Genomic DNA, 20,621 nt, shown 5'->3' on the forward strand with positions numbered 1-20,621 from the left:
GAAAAAGGTTTAAAAATACGCCATGGGACCAATAAAAAACAAGGATTACGATGAAAAACACAAAAAATTAATCTTTCAGGAAATTGGCCGGGAACGGGTTGGGCACTCGGTATCATCGGGGGATATTACAGGGGATTCAGGACCTACCCATTGGCACCTTTTATTTTTTAGCCTTAGATTTGCACGGGCGTTACCCCTATTTGGCCAGCGTGTTGTCGTTCCAAAAAGGAAGCGTAGCCCAATTGTAAAAATGTCCAAATTACCCAAGGAACACCAATTCCTGGACCTGTCCGATTACGGAAGGCCCTTTGCCCAAGTCATAGCCAAAACCCTAAGAAACACCAGGTTTACCCCCATAGACGTTACCCTTGGGTTTGTCTTTTGCGGTATCTTGGCCATTGTCTGCATCTTGAACCAGTTTTACTGGGCCGCGGCCTTTTTCTTGGTGCTCAAATCCATTCTGGACGCCGCAGATGGCGAGCTGGCCCGGATCAAGCAAACGCCCAGCCATACGGGTAGGTACCTGGACAGTATTGCCGATATCCTGCTCAATTTCTTTATCCTTCTGGCCGTTTGGCACATTAGCGGAGGCACCATCATCTGGACCATTCTGGCCTTTTTGGGCATACAGCTGCAGGGTACGCTGTACAATTATTATTACGTAATTCTTCGCAACAAATTCAACGGGGACACCACCAGCAGGGTCTATGAAGAGGGCCCTCCAAAAGCCCTGACCGGGGAAAAACAAAAAAATGTGAACCGCTTGTTTCGCGTCTATTCCTTGCTCTATGGCGGTTTTGACCGTGTGATCTACAGGTTGGACCGCAGGGCCATTGCCGGAGAACACTTTCCCCGGTGGTTCATGACCTGCCTCTCCACCTTTGGCCTGGGCTTTCAACTGTTGGTCATTGGCCTTCTTTTGGTGGCAGGGCTGGGCCAGTTCATTGCTCCTTTTTTTATTGGCTACACGGCCCTGGTGATCGTTTTTATCTTGGTGCGAAAATTCATCAACCTATAAAAAAGAGCGTTGATCCACCAATGTTGTGGAAACGAAAATGGTAATGCCCAGACGTGGGACTCCACGACGGCGTGCGTTAGACTAAACATAGGTCCAATGGCCAACACCCGCAAAGTAAGTCTCCACAATGCGTGGAACTACCACTATAAAATTTTCCGTCTTGCGTCTTCCGGTCCTAAGTGAAATGGTGAGCCAAGTATTTTGCCCACCATACAATGGTAGAACCAAAAGGATAAGGCCCGTTGGCATTGGCCGCTTGTTCCGGAAAACAGTGGGGATGCCCCAGGGCATCTCGCTATGGTACCGGTGCCGATCAACCGCTTCTCTCCCGTCCCCGCCCCCGACCTGCGCAGGGCACTTGGGCCCCGATCAATTTCCGGCCGCTGCGTCCAGTTCCTTGAGCAGTTGTAGTATGGACCTTTCCAGCTGTTGGTCCGTTCCCTTGGCTATGGCATCGGGGTGGTTCTTTACCAGGATGTCCGGTTCGGTCTGATTGTTCTCCAGCCACTCCCCTGCCATGTTCTTGGCACTGACGGGCACCACCCCCCAGCGGCCGCCATTGGGCAGGCGTTCCCAACCGGCAAAGCTGCAGGTGCCGGGCACGGGCATCCCCACCGAGGTGCCTATTTTAAGGTCGGTCCAGCCGCTGGCAAAACAGGAACCATCGCTGTACATGGATTCGTTGAAAATGGCCAAGGTGGGCTTGGTGTACCGTGAGGTGGGCTCCCCGCCCACTTTTCTGTCCTCGGTTTCGTAGGAGAGGAAGGGCACCCCTGTAAAGAACATGGCTAGATCGGCCACAAGGTCGCCCCCTCCGTTGAAGCGGGTGTCCACGATCACCCCTTCACTGGCGGCATATTTGCCCAGCATCTTTTCGTAGATGTTCCGGTACGGGCCATCGGCCATTCCGGGAATGTGCACGTATCCCAGCCTTCCACTGCTCTTCTTGGCCACCTCTTGCTCGTTCTGTTTTACCCAACGCGCATATAAAAGTCTCCGCTCTTCCTGTTGGGAAATGGGCACTACGGTGATCTGTTGGCGCTTTCCGTCCGGGGCCACCACATCCAACAGGGTAAATTTTTTGGCCAATCGGTTCAGATGGGAGGCCAGGTCCTTGTTGGGCAATAGCGGGATGCCGTTAATGCTCTGGATCACCGATCCGGGAACAATGGCCACATTGGCCTTGTCCAACGGCCCACCTTTGATCACCTCGGCCACTTTTATGCCGTTTCCCCTGTGCCCATAATCCATAAAAATGCCCAAGGAGGCGGTCTCGTCCCCGTTTTCCATGGCATCGGCATATCTGCCGCCGGCGTGGGAGACATTGAGCTCGCCCAAAAGTTCGGAGATCATGTCAGAAAACTCATAGCCATTGCCTACATGGGGCAGGTACTTTTCATATTCGGAGCGCATGGCTTCCCAATCCACCCCGTGGAAATTGGAATGGTAAAAAATGCCCTTGGTCCTGAGCCAGATATGATCGAACATGTACCGGCGTTGCGCCTCGGTATCCAAAGTCATCTCCGCGGCAATCTTTACGGGCTTTTCCTTGGCCGCCTTCAGGTCCAACTTGGCGATCTTGCCGTCTGCCAAGAGGTAAAGGTGCTCTTTCCCCGGATCCCATTGCAAGTTGCCACTTTTGGCGTTCAGCGTGATCAGCATTTTGGTGCTCTTGCTTCGCAGTTCCGTTTCCCAAAGGTTCAAGTCTTTTTCAAAACGGGTTAGGTAGTACAGTTTCTCCTCGTCCTTGGAGAGCACGGCATCTGCCAATCTGGAAGAATGTATGGTAAGGCGTGCCTTTCTTTCCCGCACATCCTCAAGATCAAGGGAAACGGGATCAACGGCCTTGTTTTCTTTCTTTTTGTCTTCTTTCTTTTTGGCCGATTCGGAATCTGGTTCCCCGGTGGCCTTTTCCTCTTCTTCCAGTAGTTTTTTTAAGTCGTACTGCTCTTTGGTCAAGTTGAATTTGTCCCAGGCGTCCTGGGTAAGGAACATGCTGTACACATCACGCTCGGTGCGTCCGCTGGTGGCATAGCTTTTTAATCCTTCGCGGTTGGCGAACCAAAGCAACTGCTTGCCCCCGTTCACCCATTGGGGATTGCCGTCGTTGTACCCACTTTGGGTCAGGTTCATCCGTTGGGAGCCATCGGCACTGAGCAACAAAATCTCGTTGTTGCTCAGGGTGGCGCCCCAATCCACCAACAGCCATTGGCTGTCCGGGCTCCAGCTAAAGTCTTGGTCACCGTCCTGAAAATGATAGAGGTCTTCCGGGGTGAGCAAGGTGGTGGTCTCCTTGGTCTTCAGATCCATTACCCTAAGGCTTCGCCTGCCTTCCACATAGGCCATGAACTTTCCGTTGGGCGAGAACTTGGGCAGGTACACGTCTGTGTCCGTGCTGAGCAGGGTGTCCTCTTTTACCAGGGTCGATGCAAAGAAAAAAGGCTCGTCCGGCCGTACGATACTGCTTTTGAAAATATGCCACTTTCCATTGCGCTCACTGGCATAGGCCAAGGCATTTCCCTGGGGCATGAACTGTACAAAACGCTCTTGCTGTGGGGTGTTGGTAATGCGCTTTGTCATGGAACCGTCCACGGAGGTCACAAAGACCTCGCCCCGGCTCACAAAGGCAATTTCCTTGCCATTGGGCGCAATGTCCATTTCACGTACCCCACCGTTCACTTTAATGGTTTCCACGCTGTTGCTGCCCGCCTGGGTGCGTATGGTGATGGGGATTTTTCTGGGCTCCCCACCTTCTTCCAACGTGTAGAGCACCCCATCATGACCAAAGGCCATGACCCCGTTGCCCATGCTCAGGTACCGTACCGGATGCTGTTTAAATTGGGTAACCTGTTGGGTGTTGCCGGTGTTGGCCAAATCCAATGTATGCACATTGAAGGATCCACTTTCCTCACTCAGATAGTAAAGGGTTTTGCCGTCCTTGGAAAAAACGGGGTTCCTGTCCTCCCCATTGAAATGGGTCAATTTCTGGTGTGTGCCGGTCTTGGGGTCATAGCTCCACACATCCCTGGTAATGGATGAGGTATGGTGCTTTCTAAAATCGTTTTCATACCCCTTTTTATCGTGATAGACCCAAAGCGAGCCCGCTACGTTCACCTGCACGTCCTGGGCGGGAACGGTGAGCATTTGATCCACCCTGCCGCCCGTTGTGGGCACCGCGTAGAGTTCGGGCAAATTGGCGTTGGGGTACTGCCTATGGGAAGCGGCGTCCAAGCGGGCGGCACCGAAAAACACCAGGGAATCGTTCGCCGAAAAAGTATAGGGCACTTCATCCGCGCTGTGGTAGGTAAGCCGGGTGGCCTCGCCGCCTTGGGCGGGCATGGCAAAGACATCAAAATTGCCGTAGCGATCGGAGGCAAAGGCCAAGGTACCGCCGTCCCGGCTCCATACCACAGAGCGATCGTGCGCCTTGTGAAAGGTGAGCTGTTGGGCCTCCCCACCGGTGGCGGCCACCTTGTACAGATTGCCCTTGTAGGTAAAGGCCACCGTGGCGCCATCTGGCGAAATGGCCGGGTAACGCAGCCATTGCGGCTCGGTTTGTGCCACAAGTATGGCGGTAAAAACCAAAAACAGGAAGGTGGGTTTTAAGTTCATTTGATATGGTTTGGTAAAAAGCGTTTCGTTGCCTTTTAAATGGGCGAAAAGATAGCCAATTGCCCCTAATATCCAAAACAAGGTTGAAATAAGAAACAAGAGGCAAGAAACAAGAGACAAGAGCACAAAGAACAGAGAAAAGAGAACAGAAAGAAGAGACCCGACAAAAATCACAAAACTATCTTTCCCTACTCCGTACTCAATACTTGACACTTAATACTTGATACTTAATACTAGGCACTCAATACTTGGTAATCAACACGAACCGCTGCCCACAATGGAATGGGCAAGGGACTCCCCTAAAAAGAGCACGGTAAACCCTACATTTAGGGGCTTCTTTTGTAAAGTGACATCTTGAAAAAAGCGTTTTCATCCTGCTTTGCAGTGCCGCAAGGAATCTCTTTGGGGATGGAAACAGCAATAAGGCCCAAGTTCTTTTTATTTTTGCGGTTGATGCCCATTTGATGATGACCACCCAACGGAAACAAACCATCCTGTGCCAAGAGCGGTGGTTACGCAGCCGCCCCTGTGCGCACTATGGGCATCTCAATGAGGTACGTCCCAAAAAGAACAACCAATGAAAAGCACCAAGGAAGAGCAGTATTGGACAACGCGTTACCGGAAGGCGCAGACGGGATGGGACATTGGGTACCCCTCCACGCCGATCAAGACCTATGTGGACCAGCTGAAGGACAAGGACAAAAAAATCTTGATTCCCGGGGCCGGAAACGCCCACGAGGCAACCTACCTCTGGAAAAAGGGATTTACCAAGGTGTACGTGCTCGATATTTCCAAACTGCCCCTGGAAAATTTTAAACGGGAAAATCCCAGTTTTCCCCAAGCCCAATTGCTGCACGAAAATTTCTTTGACCACCAGGGGCAGTACGACCTTGTTTTGGAACAGACCTTTTTCTGCTCCTTTAGGCCCACAAGGGATAACCGAAGCGCATACGCCAAACAAATGGCCGCATTGATCAGACCCAAAGGGAAATTGGTGGGCCTTTGGTTTAATTTTGCCCTCTCCCAGGATATGGAAAACCCGCCCTTTGGGGGCCATAAGGAAGAATACCTGGGGTACTTGGCACCGTATTTTAAACCCATCAGCTTTGAAACGGCCCACAACTCCATAGCTCCCAGACAAGGGAAGGAACTTTTTGGGATTTTTGAGCGGAAGTAAACGATGTTGGCCTGGCCAGTTCAACCTACCGCTTAGATTGTACCTTAAAGAATGGCCGAGCCCTAGTTAAAAACAGAATTTATTTACCAAGTCTGTAAACGTAACGTTTAAAAGGTTACACCAGTGTTCAAAGACCTTTGGGCCATAGATCACTCACCTATTTTTCTGGTCGAGGGCTCCTTTTTTTCTCAACAAACTTTTCCCATTATGGTTACTTCCCCCAGAAGGGGAAGGAACACAGACCGAAAATGAGAGGACATGCCAATGATTTCAAGAGATTTTATTTTTTAATCCGTGCGACATAAAAATGTCAACGCAAAAATAAAAAAGGGCCAATTGTTTTACTACGGGTTTCAAAGCAAGCAAGAATGCCATACGCTACCCTCATTGGGACAATTTCGCCAAATCCACTGGAGTTGTTGTTTAATGTTGGCCAATCACCTCTGTATAGGCGCGGGAAGTTGTTTTTTAGTACTTTGGCTCCCATTTCCCTAAACATGCAAAATCACCCAAAACCATTTTACGTTTCCAAACCAGGCTTTGCCTGTATGCTACTGGGCATTATGCTTATTTTGGTTTTTCCCATTACAGCGTGCAACAACGCTCCCTGTGCGGAGGAATCGGAGCCGTATTGGGGCGGCAACCTCCTTTCCCGTAAAATGCACAATACCAAAATTAAGGGAGAGAATGTCACCATACGCCAAGCCTTCGGTGACCTGAGAACCGCGGAACGCAACATACGCCCCAGACAGGGCTTTATTACCCTAAGGCTCCATTTGGACAAGCACGGCAATTTCTGTGAGCAGGAAATTTTTGAAATTGACCGCGATTATCGCCCCACATCATTTAACGAGGGCGACCTTGGCACAAAACTAATGGCCACCTCAGCAGCACTGACCGGTTGGAGCAATGCCACCGAAACCAAGACCTACTACCTCATTAGATTCAAAATTGAAAACGGAAGCATTCTCGAAATTTTTTAAAATATCCCTCGCCATCTTTCTCATTGCCCTTATCTTGGTAATAGCGGCCGCTATCTCCTTTAATAATTATCTAGGCGGAATTGAAAAGGGCGTCAGGGATTTTACCTCGACCAACAGTGATGACTATTGGGAGTACTCCATTGCCCGTTTCAACAAAGCGGGAGATTTCCACAACGGGTTCCGCTATTTGGACAAGGCTGTTGCCTTGGAACCCCTAAAACATTTAGGGTACAGGGGCTGGATCCGTCTCAGGAAGCTGAGGGACTATGATAAGGCCTTATTGGATTTTGATCGCTTGGATGCCCTGACCCCGAATACCGTGGATGCCCCATGGGGCGAGGACATTAACTTTTTGCGCGGCGAGTGCTATTTTGGCAAAAAGGACCATGCCCGGGCCATTGCTGCCTTCAATGCGGGAATAGAGCACCTGGGCAGGGACTGGGTAGATGTGCACAGTTTTGTGTATTTGGGCCTGTGCCATCTTGAAATGGGAAACACAACCCAGGCCATAAGCGAATTTCAATATGCCCTTGAGCAGTACCCCCAGACCTGCGAAGCCCATTTTGGACTGGCCCGAACCTATCTTTCCCTGGGCCAAAGGGAAAAGGCCGAGGAACACCTTGCCCTGGCCGAAGAAAACCTGATCTACAAACGCGATGACCACTATAACGAATTTCTGAATGAGATTTATTGGGGAGACATTGCGCAGCTAAAAAAGAAGCTCTCCGTACCATGAACAGGGCTACCCCTATGTTTCTTGAACCGCGTCAGCATTGAAATTGGGCCGTAGCGGGGCCAAACCCAATCTTTCGTTTTCAATCGACAAAAACACATTCAATTCCCTTGGCCGATTTTCAAACTGGAACGGCCTTTGTTTTTAGGTAACCTCCGCTTGTAGCAGTAAGCATGCCCCTGTTGCAGCTCGATTTTTACACCGAGGGAAAGACAAAAGGGCAAATGGGAGGTACAAGGCAGCTTTTTGTTATCTTTAGGCACCGATAAAATCAACCTAAAATGCTACATAAACACCTCCTTACCGGGCTGCTTGCCCTCGCGGCAACCTCTCTTTCCCTGGGGCAGAAGAACAATGCCAAGGACTGGGACGTGGCCAACCCCAAGGGCAACTTCAACTACAAAAACCACGAGTTTACCACCAACGAGGGCACCTGGATGAACCTGGACGTGAGTCCGGATGGCAAGACCCTGGTGTTTGATCTGCTGGGCGATATCTATTCCATGCCCATTTCCGGGGGAAAGGCCAAAGTGCTGCGAAGCGGCATTCCCTTTGAAGTGCAGCCGCGATTTAGTCCGGACGGTACCCACATTGCCTTTACCAGTGATGCCGGGGGCGGAGACAATATCTGGGTAATGAAGGCCGATGGATCGGAGGCCAGGGCGGTGACCGAAGAAAATTTTAGACTGCTCAACAATCCATACTGGACCCCAGATGGCCAGTACATTGTGGCCCGAAAGCACTTTACCTCCCAACGCTCCTTGGGTGCCGGGGAAATATGGCAGTACCACATTAGCGGGGGATCGGGCACCCAGCTCACCAAGCGGAAAAACGACCAACAGGACGTGAACGAGCCCAACATTTCCCCAGACGGACGGTATCTTTATTACAGCGAGGACGTGTATCCCGGAGGCTTCTTCCAGTACAACAAGGACCCCAACAAGGAAATTTATGTCATAAAAAGGTATGATATGGAAACGGGCGAGACCACCAAGATCACCGGAGGTCCCGGAGGAGCGGCACGCCCCCAGCTCTCCAGGGACGGCAAACTCTTGGCCTTTGTAAAGCGCGTGCGCACCAAGAGCGTGCTCTACCTGCACGATCTGGCCACCGGAGAGGAATGGCCCGTGTTCAGTGACCTGAACAAGGACCAAAAAGAGGCTTGGGCCATCTTTGGGGTATATCCCAACTATAGCTGGTTGCCCGGGGACAGCGCCCTGGTGTTCTGGAGCAAGGGAAAAATAAACAAACTGGACATCAATACCCTTGCCGTGACCAACATTCCCTTTACGGTGGAGGCCAGTATCCCCATTGCCGAGACCGTACATTTCAGCAACCCGGTGGATGAAGATTCCTTTGACCCCAAGGTGATCCGCCACGCCGTGACCTCGCCGGACGGGAAAACGTTGGTGTTCAATGCACTTGGACAACTGTGGACCAAAAAATTGCCCAATGGCACCCCCAAAAGGCTCACCAACGCCACGCATTTCGAGGCAGAGCCCTCCTTCTCGCCCAACGGAAAAGAGGTGGTCTATGTGAGCTGGGACGATGCCCGCTTGGGTGCCATCCACAAAGTGGCCCTGAGCGGTGGCGCATCGACCCAGTTGACCACCAAAAAAGGAATCTACAGAAACCCGGCCTTCAATGCAGGGGGCACCCAGATCGTGTTTCACAAGGAATCGGGGAACACCGATCAAGGGCTCAGCTTTGCCAATGATGCCGGATTGTACACCATGCCCGTGAACGGCGGAGAGATGACAAAAGTCTCTGAAGAGGGCCAATACCCCCAGTTCAGTGTAGATGGGCAGCGCATCCTGTACCAAACCGGAGGCACCTATTTTGGGAGCCTCACCAAAGAATTGAAATCGGTCAACCTGAACGGGAAAGACCCGCGCACCCATATAAAATCCAAATACGCCAACCGTCTGGTACCCAGTCCGGACAACAAATGGATCGCCTTTACCCACCTTCACAAGGCTTATGTGGCCCCACTGCTGCTTACGGGAAAGCCCCTTGATCTGGACAACAACAGCACCTTTGTCCCCGTGGCACAGTTGGCCAAGGATTCGGGCATCAACCTTCATTGGTCCAAGGACAGCCAGCAAGTGCATTGGACCTTGGGCAACCGCTATTACGCCAATGACATCAAGGACCGTTACACCTTCTTGCCGGAGTCACCGGAAAAGGCGGCGGCGATGGACACCGTGGGCATTGCCGTAGGCCTTAGCGTGCCCCGGGACCGCCCCCAGGGCAGCATTGCCTTTACCAACGCCCGGATCATTACCATGGAAAACGGCGAGGTCATTGAAAACGGCACCCTGGTGGTGGCCAACAACAAAATTGCGGCCCTGGGCCCTGCCGAAACCGTGAAGGTGCCCGCCAATGCACGCATTATGGACGCCAGTGGCAAGACGATCATGCCCGGCCTGGTGGATGCCCACGCCCATATTGGCGGATTCCGCTATGGCCTTACCCCACAAAAACACTGGCAGTTTTACGCCAACCTGGCCTTTGGGGTCACCACAGCCCACGATCCCTCGGCCAACTCAGAATCCATCTTTGCCATGGCAGAACTCATTAAAAGCGGCAAGATGGTGGGACCCAGGCTGTACAGCACCGGCATTATCCTTTATGGTGCCGATGGCGATTTCAAGGCGCCGATCAACAGTTTGGAAGATGCACGATCGTCCATTAGGCGCACCAAGGCCTACGGGGCCCAATCCGTTAAAAGCTACAACCAACCGCGCAGGGAGCAACGGCAGCAGGTGATGCAGGCCGCCCGGGAACTGGGCATCAATGTGGTGCCAGAGGGAGGCTCTACCTTTTACCACAACATGTCCATGATCATGGACGGCCACACCGGCATAGAGCACAACATTCCCGTGGCCCCGGTGTACAAAGACGTACTGGAGCTATGGAAAACCAGCAAGACCGGTTACACCCCCACGCTGATCGTCACTTTTGGGGGCATCAACGGGGAATACTATTTTTATCAGCATGACAAGGTGTGGGAAAATGAAAAACTGCTAAAATACACCCCCAGGGCCTTGATCGATGCGCGCTCCCGTTACCGCACCATGGTGCCAGAAGAGGAATATGAGAACGGCCATATCTTGGTCTCCCGTACGGCAAAGGCCTTGGCAGACCAAGGGGTAAAGGTGAACATGGGCGCCCACGGACAGTTGCAGGGGCTGGGTGCCCACTGGGAACTGTGGATGCTGCACCAAGGCGGAATGACCGAAATGGAGGCCCTGGAGGCGGCCACCATAAACAGTGCCCACTACATCGGGGCCGGGCAGGAAATAGGCTCCCTGAAAGAAGGCAAGCTGGCCGACCTGATCCTGTTGGACAAAAATCCGCTGGAAAACATTCGCCATACCGAAAGCGTGACGCACACCATGGTGAACGGACGCCTGTACGATACGGACACCATGGACCAAGTGTGGCCCACCGCGATAAGCAGGGGATCTTTCTGGTGGGAAAACAACAAGTACAATGGGGCCTTCCCTTGGCATGAGCAAGCACAGAGCTTTACACGACCGGGCTGTGGCTGCCATCTGGGACATTGACCTGGGGCCGATTGGGGAACCTGCCCTATTTTTAAGCTTTCGGCCAGGGGCTGAAACCCCGCGGCCGCCACAGGACCGGGCGGCACGTTCCACCGGGACGGTGGCCGCCAAACATCAACCCAAAAAAACAAAAAACGATGCTTGGCCCAAACAGGACCATACCGATGTCAAAGCTGTCCCACGGGCGGGCCCATCCAAAGCAAAGAAGACACCCTAAAGGGATTCATCGTATTTTTACCTTTTTACAAAACACCAATTGAACCACAAACACCTTTTACCAATGAACTATTTCTTACGCCCCCTATTGTTTCTTTTCTGCCTGGGCACTGCCCTGGCGCAAGATTTTAACATGGACCTGCTACAGGACCTGAAACCCCGGAACATTGGCCCGGGCGGAATGAGCGGACGCATCACTGCCATAGACGTGGTGCACTCGGACACGGATATCATGTACGTGGGCACAGCCTCGGGCGGACTCTGGAAATCGGATTCCGGGGGCATTACCTGGGGTCCCATTTTTGACAAGGAGGTCACCGCCTCCATTGGCGCCGTGGCCATACAACAGAGCAACCCCTCGGTAATCTGGGTGGGTACCGGGGAAGGCAATCCCAGAAACAGCCTCAATGGCGGCTACGGGGTGTACCGCTCCCTGGACGCCGGAAAAAGCTGGCAGGCCATGGGGCTGGAAAAAACACGCCATATCCACAGGATCAAAATAGACCCCACGGACCCCAACACCGTTTATGTTGGCGCCATTGGCAGCCCTTGGGGGGCGCATGAAGAGCGCGGTGTGTACAAAACCACGGACGGAGGCCAGACCTGGGAGAAGATCCTCTTTGTGAACAACAAGACCGGCGTGGCAGACATGGTCATGGACCCCACCAACCCCAACAAGTTGTTGGTGGCCATGTGGGAGCACAAACGCGAGCCGTGGTTCTTTACCTCTGGCGGTACCGGCAGCGGACTGTACATGACCCATGACGGGGGCAAGAACTGGAAACAGATCACCGAAAAAGAGGGGCTTCCCAAAGGGGAACTGGGCCGTATGGGCATTGCCATTGCCCCCAGCAAGCCCAATGTGGTCTATGCCCTGGTGGAAGCCAAGAAGAACGCCCTTTACAAATCTGTGGACGGCGGCTTTAACTGGAAGATGATCAACAACAAAGAGGACATTGGCAACCGCCCCTTCTATTACTATGAACTCTATGTGGATCCACAGAACGAGAACAGGGTGTATAGCATCTTCACCTATGTGAACGTATCCGAGGACGGCGGCAAGAGCTTTACCCAGCTCATGCCGGCCTACAATGTGGACAATGGCATACACCCGGACCACCACGCCTGGTGGATCCACCCCGAAAACGGACAGTTCATGCTGGATGGAAATGACGGCGGACTCAACATTACCCGGGACGGCGGCAGATCTTGGCGCTTTGTGGGCAACCTTCCGGTGGCCCAGTTCTACCACATCAATGTGGACAATGAGTTTCCCTACAATGTTTATGGCGGTATGCAGGACAATGGCTCTTGGCGCGGCCCGGCCTACGTGTGGCGCGACCAGGGCATTAGAAACAGCTATTGGCAAGAGATCAGTTTTGGCGATGGCTTTGACGTGGTGCCCGATCGGGACAATTCCCGCTTTGGCTACACCATGAGCCAGCAAGGGAACGTTTCCCGCTATGACCACGTCACCGGAAACAACTATCCCATTAAGCCCGTTGCACCGGATGCGGCCACCAAATTGCGCTTTAACTGGAACGCGGCCATTGGGCAAGACCCCTTTGACAACGCCACGGCCTATTTTGGCAGTCAGTTTGTGCACAAAACCACGGACAAGGGACTTACCTGGAGCATCATTTCCCCGGACCTGACCACCAACGATCCGGATAAACAGCGCCAGAGCGACAGCGGCGGACTCACCATAGACGCCACGGGAGCGGAGAATTACACCACCATCCTGGTCATTGAACCCTCTCCGGTGGAAAAGGACATGCTGTGGGTGGGCACGGACGATGGCCGCGTGCACTACACCCAAAATGGCGGTGGCAGCTGGACCGAGGTGGGCAAAAACCTCAAAGACCTACCGGAAGGGAGCTATATTGCCCAGATCAGGGCGTCCAATAAAACCAAGGGCGCTGCCCTGTTGATCGCCAATGACTACCGCAGGTTCAACTACACGCCCTATGCCTACAGAACCACCAACTACGGAAAGACCTGGGAACGCATTGTGGACGAGACCGATGTGGAAAGCTACACCCTGAGCATTGTGGAAGACCTGGAGAACCCCAACCTGCTCTTCTTGGGCACGGATGACGGGCTCTATATTTCATTGGATGCCGCCGGATCTTGGCAGAAATGGACGGCCGGTTACCCTACCGTTTCCACCATGGACCTGGTGATCCACCCGCGGGAGCATGACCTGGTCATGGGCACCTTTGGCCGTGCCGCCTGGGTGTTGGACGATATTAGACCGTTAAGGGCATTGGCCGGCAACAGCGCCTTCTTGGAACAGGAGGCCGTACTGTTCGATCCGCCCACCGCCTATCAGGCCGCCTACCAACAGCCCACCGGAAGCCGTTTTGGGGCCGATGCCATGTACAACGCCGAGAACCGAAAGGAAGGGGCCATGATCACCTATTACGTCAAGGAGGGCAAAAAAAAGGCCCCGGACAAAGCGGAGGCCCCCGATAACACGCCCGATGCAAAAGATGAAACCGATTCCGAAACGGACATCAAAGAAAAAAAGGACGGCGTGCGCCAAAAAGACTCCATACGGTTCCGCATCTACGATGGCGACCGTTTACTGCGCACCTTGAAGTACAAAGCGCCGGAAAAACCCGGCTTTCACAGGGTCTATTGGCAAATGGACGAAAAAGGGCCCGACCGGCCCTCACGAACCCTGGTCAAGAACCCCACCGAACGTGGGGGAAGAGCTGTACTGCCCGGCACCTATACCCTGCGCATGGACTACGGCGATACCAAGGCCGAAACCACCATTACCGTGAAACCGGACCCAAGATTGGAGGTGGACATGGCCGCCCTAAAAGCCAAACACGAGGCACAGGGCAAGGTGGCGCAAATGACCCAGACTGCGGCCAATGCCGTAAAACAACTGGTGGAAAGCAAGGAAGTGGCCCAAAAATACGCCAAGGAACTAAAGGAGCTGGACAAGGAAAAATACAAGGAACACATCAAGGAATCCGAAGCCATGCTAAAAGAAGTGGATTCTGTCATGTCCCTGTATCTGGGCAAGGAAGACAAACGGCAGGGCATTACCAGGAGCCAAGAACCCACGGTAATGCGAAGGTTGGGCACGGCAGGCTATTATGCCGCCAGCCGGCAAACCGGCCTAACCGAAACCGAGGAGCACCTGATGCGCATGGCCGCGGATGCCCTTGAACAGGCCTTGGCCAAGACCAACGCCTTCTTTGACCAAAAATGGGCCCCGTACAGGAAATCCATTGAAGCCTTGAATGTTTCACCCTTCAAGGAAACCAAGACGTTTAAGATGTGATTTTAAAAGGGGCGGGCGCTGAGCTTGTCCCTTTTTTTTATCTTGTGGCAATACCATTTCCCAATTGAAAATAAGCCGATAACTGGTTTCTTTTTAAGCCCTACCTCAAAATAAAAATAAGCCGTGGTTTTTTCTTTCGGACTTTTGTTTTTCCCTAACTTACAAAGGAATGAGAGCATTCTAAAAAATCCATTTAATTCCTTTTCCCAATTCCATTGATATGAACAAAATACTGTTAGTTCTTTCCGTGGCCCTTGTGTGGGGCTGTAAGCAAGAGACCAAGGAAACCGCACCCGCCATTGCGGAGACCATGAAGACCTATACCATTGAACAGATGATGGACAACGAGGCCATTGGCGGCGGTAGCTTTTCGCCAGATAAATCCAAACTCTTGGTCTCCAGCAACCGATCGGGCATTTATAACCTTTACACCGTTCCCGTGACCGGTGGGGAAATGACGCCCGTGACCCAGTCCGACAGTGCTTCCGTCAGGGCCATCTCCTATTTTCCAAGAGACGAGCGGATGCTTTTTGCCATGGACGGCAATGGCGATGAGATCTACCACATTTTCCTGCGCGATGTGGACGGCAGCCATAGGGACCTGACCCCCTACCCCGGGGCACGGGCCTCTTTTGAGGGGTGGAACAAGGACAAAACAGGCTTCCTCTTTTCCAGCAACAAAAGGGACAAGCGCTTTACGGACCTCTACGAAATGGACCTGGAGACCTACACCCCCAAAATGTTGTTCGAGAACACGGAGGGCTATTTTATTGGCAATCTATCGGACAACAAAAAATATTTGGCCCTGATCAAGCCCATCAACACCAATGACAGCGATTTGTTCCTGTACGATATGGAGAACAAATCCCTCACCAAGATCAACCAGAACCAAAGTGCCAACAGTCCGCAAGATTTCTCCCCCAACGGGCAACAGCTCTATTACACCACGGATGATGGGGGCGAATTTGCCAAGCTGATGCGCTACGACATAGCCGGCCAAACCTCCGAAACGGTAATGACCCGCGATTGGGACATTATGGGCTCCTACTTCACCGAAAACGGCACCTACCAGATCACCTACATCAACGAGGATGCCAAGAACACCATTGAGATCAGGGACGTGGCCACGGACAAAAACGTGCCGTTGCCCGCCCTGGACGGGATGGACATTACCAATGTGGCCTTCTCCGAAGATGAGTCCCTGATGCGCTTTTATGCCGGAGGTTCCCACACGCCCTCCAATTTGTACGTGTACGATCTGGAGCGCAAAAACCAAACCCAGCTCACCCAGGTGCTGAATCCGGAGATACAGGCCCAAGACCTGGTCCGGGCCTCTGTGGTGCGCTACACATCCTTTGATGGTCTGGAGGTGCCGGCCATTTATTACGTGCCCCACCAAGCCACCCCCGAAAACAAGGTGCCGGCCATGGTCTGGGTTCACGGCGGCCCCGGCGGGCAGTCCAGGCAGAACTTCAGTGCCCTGATCCAGTACATGGTAAACCACGGCTATGCCGTCTTGGCCGTGAACAACCGCGGAAGCAGCGGCTACGGAAAAACATTTTACCAGATGGATGATCGCAACCACGGCGACAAGGACCTGAAAGATTGCATTGCCGGTAAGGAATGGCTGGCCCAGCAGCCCAATATTGACGCCAACAAGATAGGCATCATTGGGGGCTCCTATGGCGGGTACATGACCATGGCCGCCCTGACCTTTGCCCCAGAGGCCTTTGATGTGGGGGTGAACATCTTCGGCGTTACCAACTGGATTCGTACCCTAAGGAGCATTCCGCCCTGGTGGGAAGCCCAAAAAGAGGCCCTGTACAAGGAACTGGGAGACCCCAACACGGCCGACAGCGTTCGGCTCAGGGAAATCTCGCCCTTGTTCCATACGGAAAAGGTGACCAAACCCCTGATTGTGCTGCAAGGCGCCCAAGACCCACGGGTACTGCAAGTGGAGTCCGATGAGATCGTGGCGGGAGTGAAGAAAAACGGGATTCCGGTGGAATACGTGCTCTTTGAGGACGAAGGCCACGGCTTTGTGAAAAAGGAAAACCAGATCAAGGCCTACAGTGAAATCCTCAATTTTTTGGATGTGCACCTCAAGGGCGATACCGGTACGCCCATTGAAGACGGCAGCCCCTTGGAGAGCGAATTGTAAAAGGCAAAAAAGACAAAGCGATGGGCTCCGGAGCGCGGTGTGCCCTCCTTTTGTGGAAGCGCTTGAGCCTCCCTTGAAGCAAACACGTTTTCTTTTGCCCGTGAAGCCCTTTGCGCAGCCAAGGGAAACGGGGGCCCCCAGGGCATGCCGCCATAGGAAAGAAGTAGATCAGTAATATCGTAAAACACTAAAAAACCAATAAGTTGTAGTCTGATAATTGTTTTGGCGACAAAGCGGTACCAAAGCAGAAAAGAGGTATCATTGCGGTATGATTCAACAGTCTCATCCGTATGGATTTTAGAAAAAAATGTGTTGTTGCGCTGCTTGTCTTTTTCGCCGGGGCAGCGGTGCATTCCCAAAATGCCCAAGTGGAGAAATCCATCTACGGGCTGCAAACGGGCGTGTTGGGCGTTTGGGCACACCACGAGCGTGGCTTGGGCAACGCACTGGCCCTGCGCGTCGAAGTGGGGCTGGACGCCGGTCTCTTTGGGGGCAGCCTGTTCTATGACGATGGCACGGGCTACCTGCTCATTCCCAGCATCACCTTGGAGCCCAGATGGTACTACAACCTTCAAAAAAGGGCGGGACGTTCCAGAAATACGGACCATAACGGGGGGAATTTCCTTTCCCTAAAAACGACCTACCTGCCAGATTGGTTCGTGATCTCCAACTACGACAACATCAACGTGGTAAACCAAGTAATGATGATTCCAACCTGGGGCATAAAAAGGAATTTGGGCGCGCATTTTAACTACGAGCTGGGCTTGGGCATAGGCTACCGCTATACGTTTGCCAAAAGTGCCGGGTTCTCTGAAAATGAAGGGGACGTGGCCGCCAACCTGCACTTGCGCATTGGCTATCGCTTCCCATAGCGCCGGCCAAGGGGCAACCCCTGGCCAGGGCATCTTTGTCCCATACCGATCGCCCCATTTCTTGCCCCCTTTTGGGCAAGACCTTTCCTTATGTTTGGAGCCCACCATCGGTGGCATCCCTGAACCACTCCATACCGTGGCGTAAGGCCTGCGCCAGTGTGGCCAAAAGCCGGCCAAGACTAAGGAATTTGGGCGGCTCGGGTCCATTCTTGGTCCATGGGTTGCGTAGATTTGTTATCTTGGGGGGTGCAAGGAGTACATGGTCAATGGTGATCTTTCTACATTGGCAAGAAGCGGGCCAATTCGATCCGTTTTGTGCCAGTGCTTTCTTTTTGGACCGTGCCCATGTTTTCGGTCCGTTTAGTGCCAATTGATTGTTTGCCGGTCGCAACCTTTCGATCTGTGCCCCTTTGGGCAATCAAGCAATTACTTTATGGCCCCATGATACCTCAGCAATTTCGGACCGCTGTTTAAATTTAAAAATATCTAACTTTAACAATGCTTTGTTGTTTTACAAGGTTGAATACAAGCGCAATTTGATGACCAGATTTCTAATATTTCTTCTTTTTTTTAATTTGTTTTATTTTCAGATATCGGCTCAGATTTATTTAGAAGGAAAAATATATGTTAACAATGAGCCCCAAAGCAATGTAAGCGTATATCTTAACAATACCACAACGGGGACAATTACAAATAAGGATGGTGAATTCAATTTGGAGGTAAAAAATGGTGTCCATCAATTGATAATTTCGCATTTGGGGTTTAAGACCATAGCGCATAATGTGGATACCGAGACCTACAAAAAACCACTGGTTTTCTCACTGTTGGAAGAAGATTTTCCATTGGATGAAGTGGTTGTAAAGGGAAAAAGAAGCAATGACGATTGGGAGTATCATTATTCAGTTTTCGTCCGAGAATTTATCGGTACCGATGAGTTGTCCAAACATTGTACCATAAAAAATAGGGACGTTCTATCTTTTGAATTTGATGCACAAAACAATGTTTTTACGGCAAAAGCGATTGAACCACTACTTATAGAAAATGAAGCGCTTGGCTATGCTATTTCATATGATTTACAGTACTTTTCATTAGAAAAAAATATCTCTAAATATTTGGGATATTCCTATTTTAAGGAGTTACGGGGCAGTAAAGGCAAACACAAGAAATGGCGAAAAAATAGGTTAAAAGCTTACCACGGTTCGCAGCTACATTTTTATAGGAGTGTTGTAAAACACGCATTGCAAAAGGAAGGTTTTGTTATAAACCAGTTTGTGAGAAAGAAAAACAAAGATAGACCCAGTCCAGAAAGAGTGATAAGGGCTGGTAAGATTTTATCCAAATCGAATGTCGTATTCAATTTATCAGGAAAAATGGACAGGCCCGAAAATTCGATTGATTCGGCATTAATCATTTTAGAAAAAGCAAAACTTCCAAAATATATAGACTATCTCAGTAAAGACGAAATAGCTTCTTCAGATATCATTCTGGATGAGGGTAAGCAAACCTATCTTCTTTTTAATCATAATTTAAGAGTTACGTACCTTAGGGAAAAGGAAGAGAACAATTACATACTAAGGAATCCATTTAGTAAACCTCGTAAAGCGGTTTCACAGGCCTCTAATGTAATACCATTGGCAAAAAAAATCAAGGTGTATCCAATTGGGGTTCTGGCCAATCCATTAGATGTTTTGTACGAAGGGTATTGGTCTTACACGAAGTTCGCAAATTCTTTACCTCTTGATTATAGGGAAAGTAATGAAGATTAAAAAAATAATTCCCCCACAACCCAACCTTCCTAGCTAACGCGAGCGTCACGCCCGTGTCCAAGAAGGGTTCTTGGGCCGGTCTCCAAAAACCTCGTACTGGCGCAGTAAAAGCCCAACCCAGACGTTATTGATTCCCACTTCCAACATCGTACTTCGTACCTCTAAATTCGTACTTCCAACTTCATATTTCATCTTCCCATTTCGTACTTCCAACGGTATGAAACATTTGGTACACCGCAAACACTGGCAAGGGTTTATTTGAACAAGTCCGAATGGGTGCCAATTCGGATGAGCCTAATTGTTTTTGGGTTTTCTATTTGGAACCAAATAATCAAAAGATCCGGTTTAATATGGCACTCCCAATGGTTATCATAGTTCCCCTTTAATCTGTTCGGTTTCATTTTTCTGGGCACTCCCTCCGCTCCGGCATGTTTTAGGAGCTTAATGGTGTCCTGTACCAAGGACAGATCGTCCATTTTTCTTCGCCCTACCCGCTTTAGGTCTTTTTTGAACTGCCCCGTAAAAACGATTTCGTACATGCGACTATGTGCTGATTTCCTTACGGATGCCATCAAAGAACCCGTCTATATCGTCCATGGGCTCCAGACCAACTTCTTTTTTGGCTTCTTCGATGGCCTTTTTTGTTTCTTCGTTCGGAATGTTCCCCACATCCTTCGCCAACAACATTTCAACGTAATTGTTAAGGCTCCTCTTCTGGGCCTTCGCTTTTTCCCTAACCAGTTCAATGATTTCTTCATCGAATCTGAAACTCATTGGCTTACTTCCCATCGTAACACGTTTAATGGATTTATAGAAATAAATATAATGTATTGCTATTTGATATACAAATAATATACATTTATTTTTCTATTGCTGCTTGCTGCATTCCATAACCTTTGACAAGCATTGCCCGGATCTATGGGCAGGAGCCGCTCCACCCCCACCACTGCCGCAAGCGTCCCTCCCGTACCAAATGAGGTGTTTTTTAGTAGCGGTGTCCATAACCCTGTCCTACATCGCAACAAACGCTGATGTACGGCTACCTTCGAAAATAGTGTGAAAACCCCATTTCCCACTTCGCGCTTCTAATTTCGGGCTTGCTGATTTTCGCAAGGATTATAAACTTTAGGCCGCTACGATTCGGGGCGCATTTCGGCCACCATTTCCGATCGGTGCAAAAACCTTGCTTAAGAGCCCCTTTATGACGCCAGGGTAC

Annotated in this window: 13 protein-coding genes; 9 read left to right on the top strand and 4 right to left on the bottom strand. The window is 51.2% G+C overall.

Going from position 1 to position 20,621, the window contains the following annotated elements:
* Positions 1–250 precede the first annotated feature (250 nt).
* The gene (locus ACKWCC_RS15500) at positions 251–1,018 is read left to right on the top strand and encodes a CDP-alcohol phosphatidyltransferase family protein (protein WP_413996869.1); all 768 of its coding nucleotides are present in this window, start codon (positions 251–253) and stop codon (positions 1,016–1,018) included.
* Positions 1,019–1,387: 369 nt separating this feature from the next.
* Here ACKWCC_RS15500 and ACKWCC_RS15505 read toward each other — a convergent pair whose 3' ends face one another.
* Entirely contained in the window at positions 1,388–4,630 is a 3,243-nt protein-coding gene (locus tag ACKWCC_RS15505) for a S41 family peptidase (protein ID WP_413996870.1), read from the bottom strand.
* A 326-nt stretch (positions 4,631–4,956) separates the two neighbouring features.
* The gene (locus tag ACKWCC_RS15510; RefSeq protein ID WP_413996871.1) at positions 4,957–5,133 is read right to left on the bottom strand and encodes a hypothetical protein; all 177 of its coding nucleotides are present in this window, start codon (positions 5,131–5,133) and stop codon (positions 4,957–4,959) included.
* 74 nt (positions 5,134–5,207) lie between these two features.
* Between ACKWCC_RS15510 and ACKWCC_RS15515 the strand changes: the two genes are divergently transcribed.
* The 8 genes from ACKWCC_RS15515 (at position 5,208) to ACKWCC_RS15550 (ending at position 19,405) form a co-directional block, all read left to right on the top strand.
* Positions 5,208–5,807: a methyltransferase domain-containing protein gene (locus ACKWCC_RS15515; RefSeq protein WP_413996872.1), complete on the top strand. Its 600-nt coding sequence runs from the start codon at positions 5,208–5,210 to the stop codon at positions 5,805–5,807.
* A 548-nt stretch (positions 5,808–6,355) separates the two neighbouring features.
* A complete protein-coding gene (locus tag ACKWCC_RS15520) occupies positions 6,356–6,790 on the top strand; it encodes a hypothetical protein (RefSeq protein ID WP_413996873.1) in 435 nt (144 codons plus the stop codon).
* Positions 6,759–7,526 (top strand): tetratricopeptide repeat protein, encoded by a 768-nt coding sequence (locus ACKWCC_RS15525; protein ID WP_413996874.1) that lies wholly within the window; start codon positions 6,759–6,761, stop codon positions 7,524–7,526. The genes ACKWCC_RS15520 and ACKWCC_RS15525 overlap by 32 nt, the downstream gene beginning before the upstream one ends.
* 278 nt (positions 7,527–7,804) lie before the next feature.
* Positions 7,805–11,092, top strand: a complete 3,288-nt coding sequence (locus ACKWCC_RS15530; RefSeq protein ID WP_413996875.1) for an amidohydrolase family protein — start codon at positions 7,805–7,807, stop codon at positions 11,090–11,092.
* 280 nt (positions 11,093–11,372) lie between these two features.
* A complete protein-coding gene (locus tag ACKWCC_RS15535; protein WP_413996876.1) occupies positions 11,373–14,606 on the top strand; it encodes a WD40/YVTN/BNR-like repeat-containing protein in 3,234 nt (1,077 codons plus the stop codon).
* A gap of 220 nt (positions 14,607–14,826) precedes the next feature.
* The gene (locus ACKWCC_RS15540; protein ID WP_413996877.1) at positions 14,827–16,767 is read left to right on the top strand and encodes a S9 family peptidase; all 1,941 of its coding nucleotides are present in this window, start codon (positions 14,827–14,829) and stop codon (positions 16,765–16,767) included.
* A 290-nt stretch (positions 16,768–17,057) separates the two neighbouring features.
* A complete protein-coding gene (locus tag ACKWCC_RS15545) occupies positions 17,058–17,639 on the top strand; it encodes a hypothetical protein (RefSeq protein ID WP_413996878.1) in 582 nt (193 codons plus the stop codon).
* A 539-nt stretch (positions 17,640–18,178) separates the two neighbouring features.
* Positions 18,179–19,405, top strand: coding sequence for a carboxypeptidase-like regulatory domain-containing protein (locus ACKWCC_RS15550; protein ID WP_413996879.1), 1,227 nt, complete (start codon positions 18,179–18,181; stop codon positions 19,403–19,405).
* A 254-nt stretch (positions 19,406–19,659) separates the two neighbouring features.
* Here ACKWCC_RS15550 and ACKWCC_RS15555 read toward each other — a convergent pair whose 3' ends face one another.
* Both ACKWCC_RS15555 and ACKWCC_RS15560 read right to left on the bottom strand, forming a co-directional pair.
* The gene (locus ACKWCC_RS15555) at positions 19,660–19,944 is read right to left on the bottom strand and encodes a type II toxin-antitoxin system YafQ family toxin (RefSeq protein WP_413996880.1); all 285 of its coding nucleotides are present in this window, start codon (positions 19,942–19,944) and stop codon (positions 19,660–19,662) included.
* Between the two features lie 4 nt (positions 19,945–19,948).
* Positions 19,949–20,179: a hypothetical protein gene (locus ACKWCC_RS15560; protein ID WP_413996881.1), complete on the bottom strand. Its 231-nt coding sequence runs from the start codon at positions 20,177–20,179 to the stop codon at positions 19,949–19,951.
* Positions 20,180–20,621: the final 442 nt, after the last annotated feature.

Source organism: Maribacter aquimarinus (assembly GCF_047345505.1).
Taxonomy (GTDB): domain Bacteria; phylum Bacteroidota; class Bacteroidia; order Flavobacteriales; family Flavobacteriaceae; genus Maribacter.

Bases quoted from the DNA above. Each gene is read 5' to 3' on its own strand.
- ACKWCC_RS15500 (WP_413996869.1), top strand. From the start codon at position 251: ATGTCCAAATTACCCAAGGAACACCAATTCCTGGACCTGTCCGATTAC.
- ACKWCC_RS15505 (WP_413996870.1), bottom strand. From the start codon at position 4,630: ATGAACTTAAAACCCACCTTCCTGTTTTTGGTTTTTACCGCCATACTT.
- ACKWCC_RS15515 (WP_413996872.1), top strand. From the start codon at position 5,208: ATGAAAAGCACCAAGGAAGAGCAGTATTGGACAACGCGTTACCGGAAG.
- ACKWCC_RS15520 (WP_413996873.1), top strand. From the start codon at position 6,356: ATGCTACTGGGCATTATGCTTATTTTGGTTTTTCCCATTACAGCGTGC.
- ACKWCC_RS15530 (WP_413996875.1), top strand. From the start codon at position 7,805: ATGCTACATAAACACCTCCTTACCGGGCTGCTTGCCCTCGCGGCAACC.
- ACKWCC_RS15535 (WP_413996876.1), top strand. From the start codon at position 11,373: ATGAACTATTTCTTACGCCCCCTATTGTTTCTTTTCTGCCTGGGCACT.
- ACKWCC_RS15540 (WP_413996877.1), top strand. From the start codon at position 14,827: ATGAACAAAATACTGTTAGTTCTTTCCGTGGCCCTTGTGTGGGGCTGT.
- ACKWCC_RS15545 (WP_413996878.1), top strand. From the start codon at position 17,058: ATGGATTTTAGAAAAAAATGTGTTGTTGCGCTGCTTGTCTTTTTCGCC.
- ACKWCC_RS15550 (WP_413996879.1), top strand. From the start codon at position 18,179: ATGACCAGATTTCTAATATTTCTTCTTTTTTTTAATTTGTTTTATTTT.
- ACKWCC_RS15555 (WP_413996880.1), bottom strand. From the start codon at position 19,944: ATGTACGAAATCGTTTTTACGGGGCAGTTCAAAAAAGACCTAAAGCGG.
- ACKWCC_RS15560 (WP_413996881.1), bottom strand. From the start codon at position 20,179: ATGAGTTTCAGATTCGATGAAGAAATCATTGAACTGGTTAGGGAAAAA.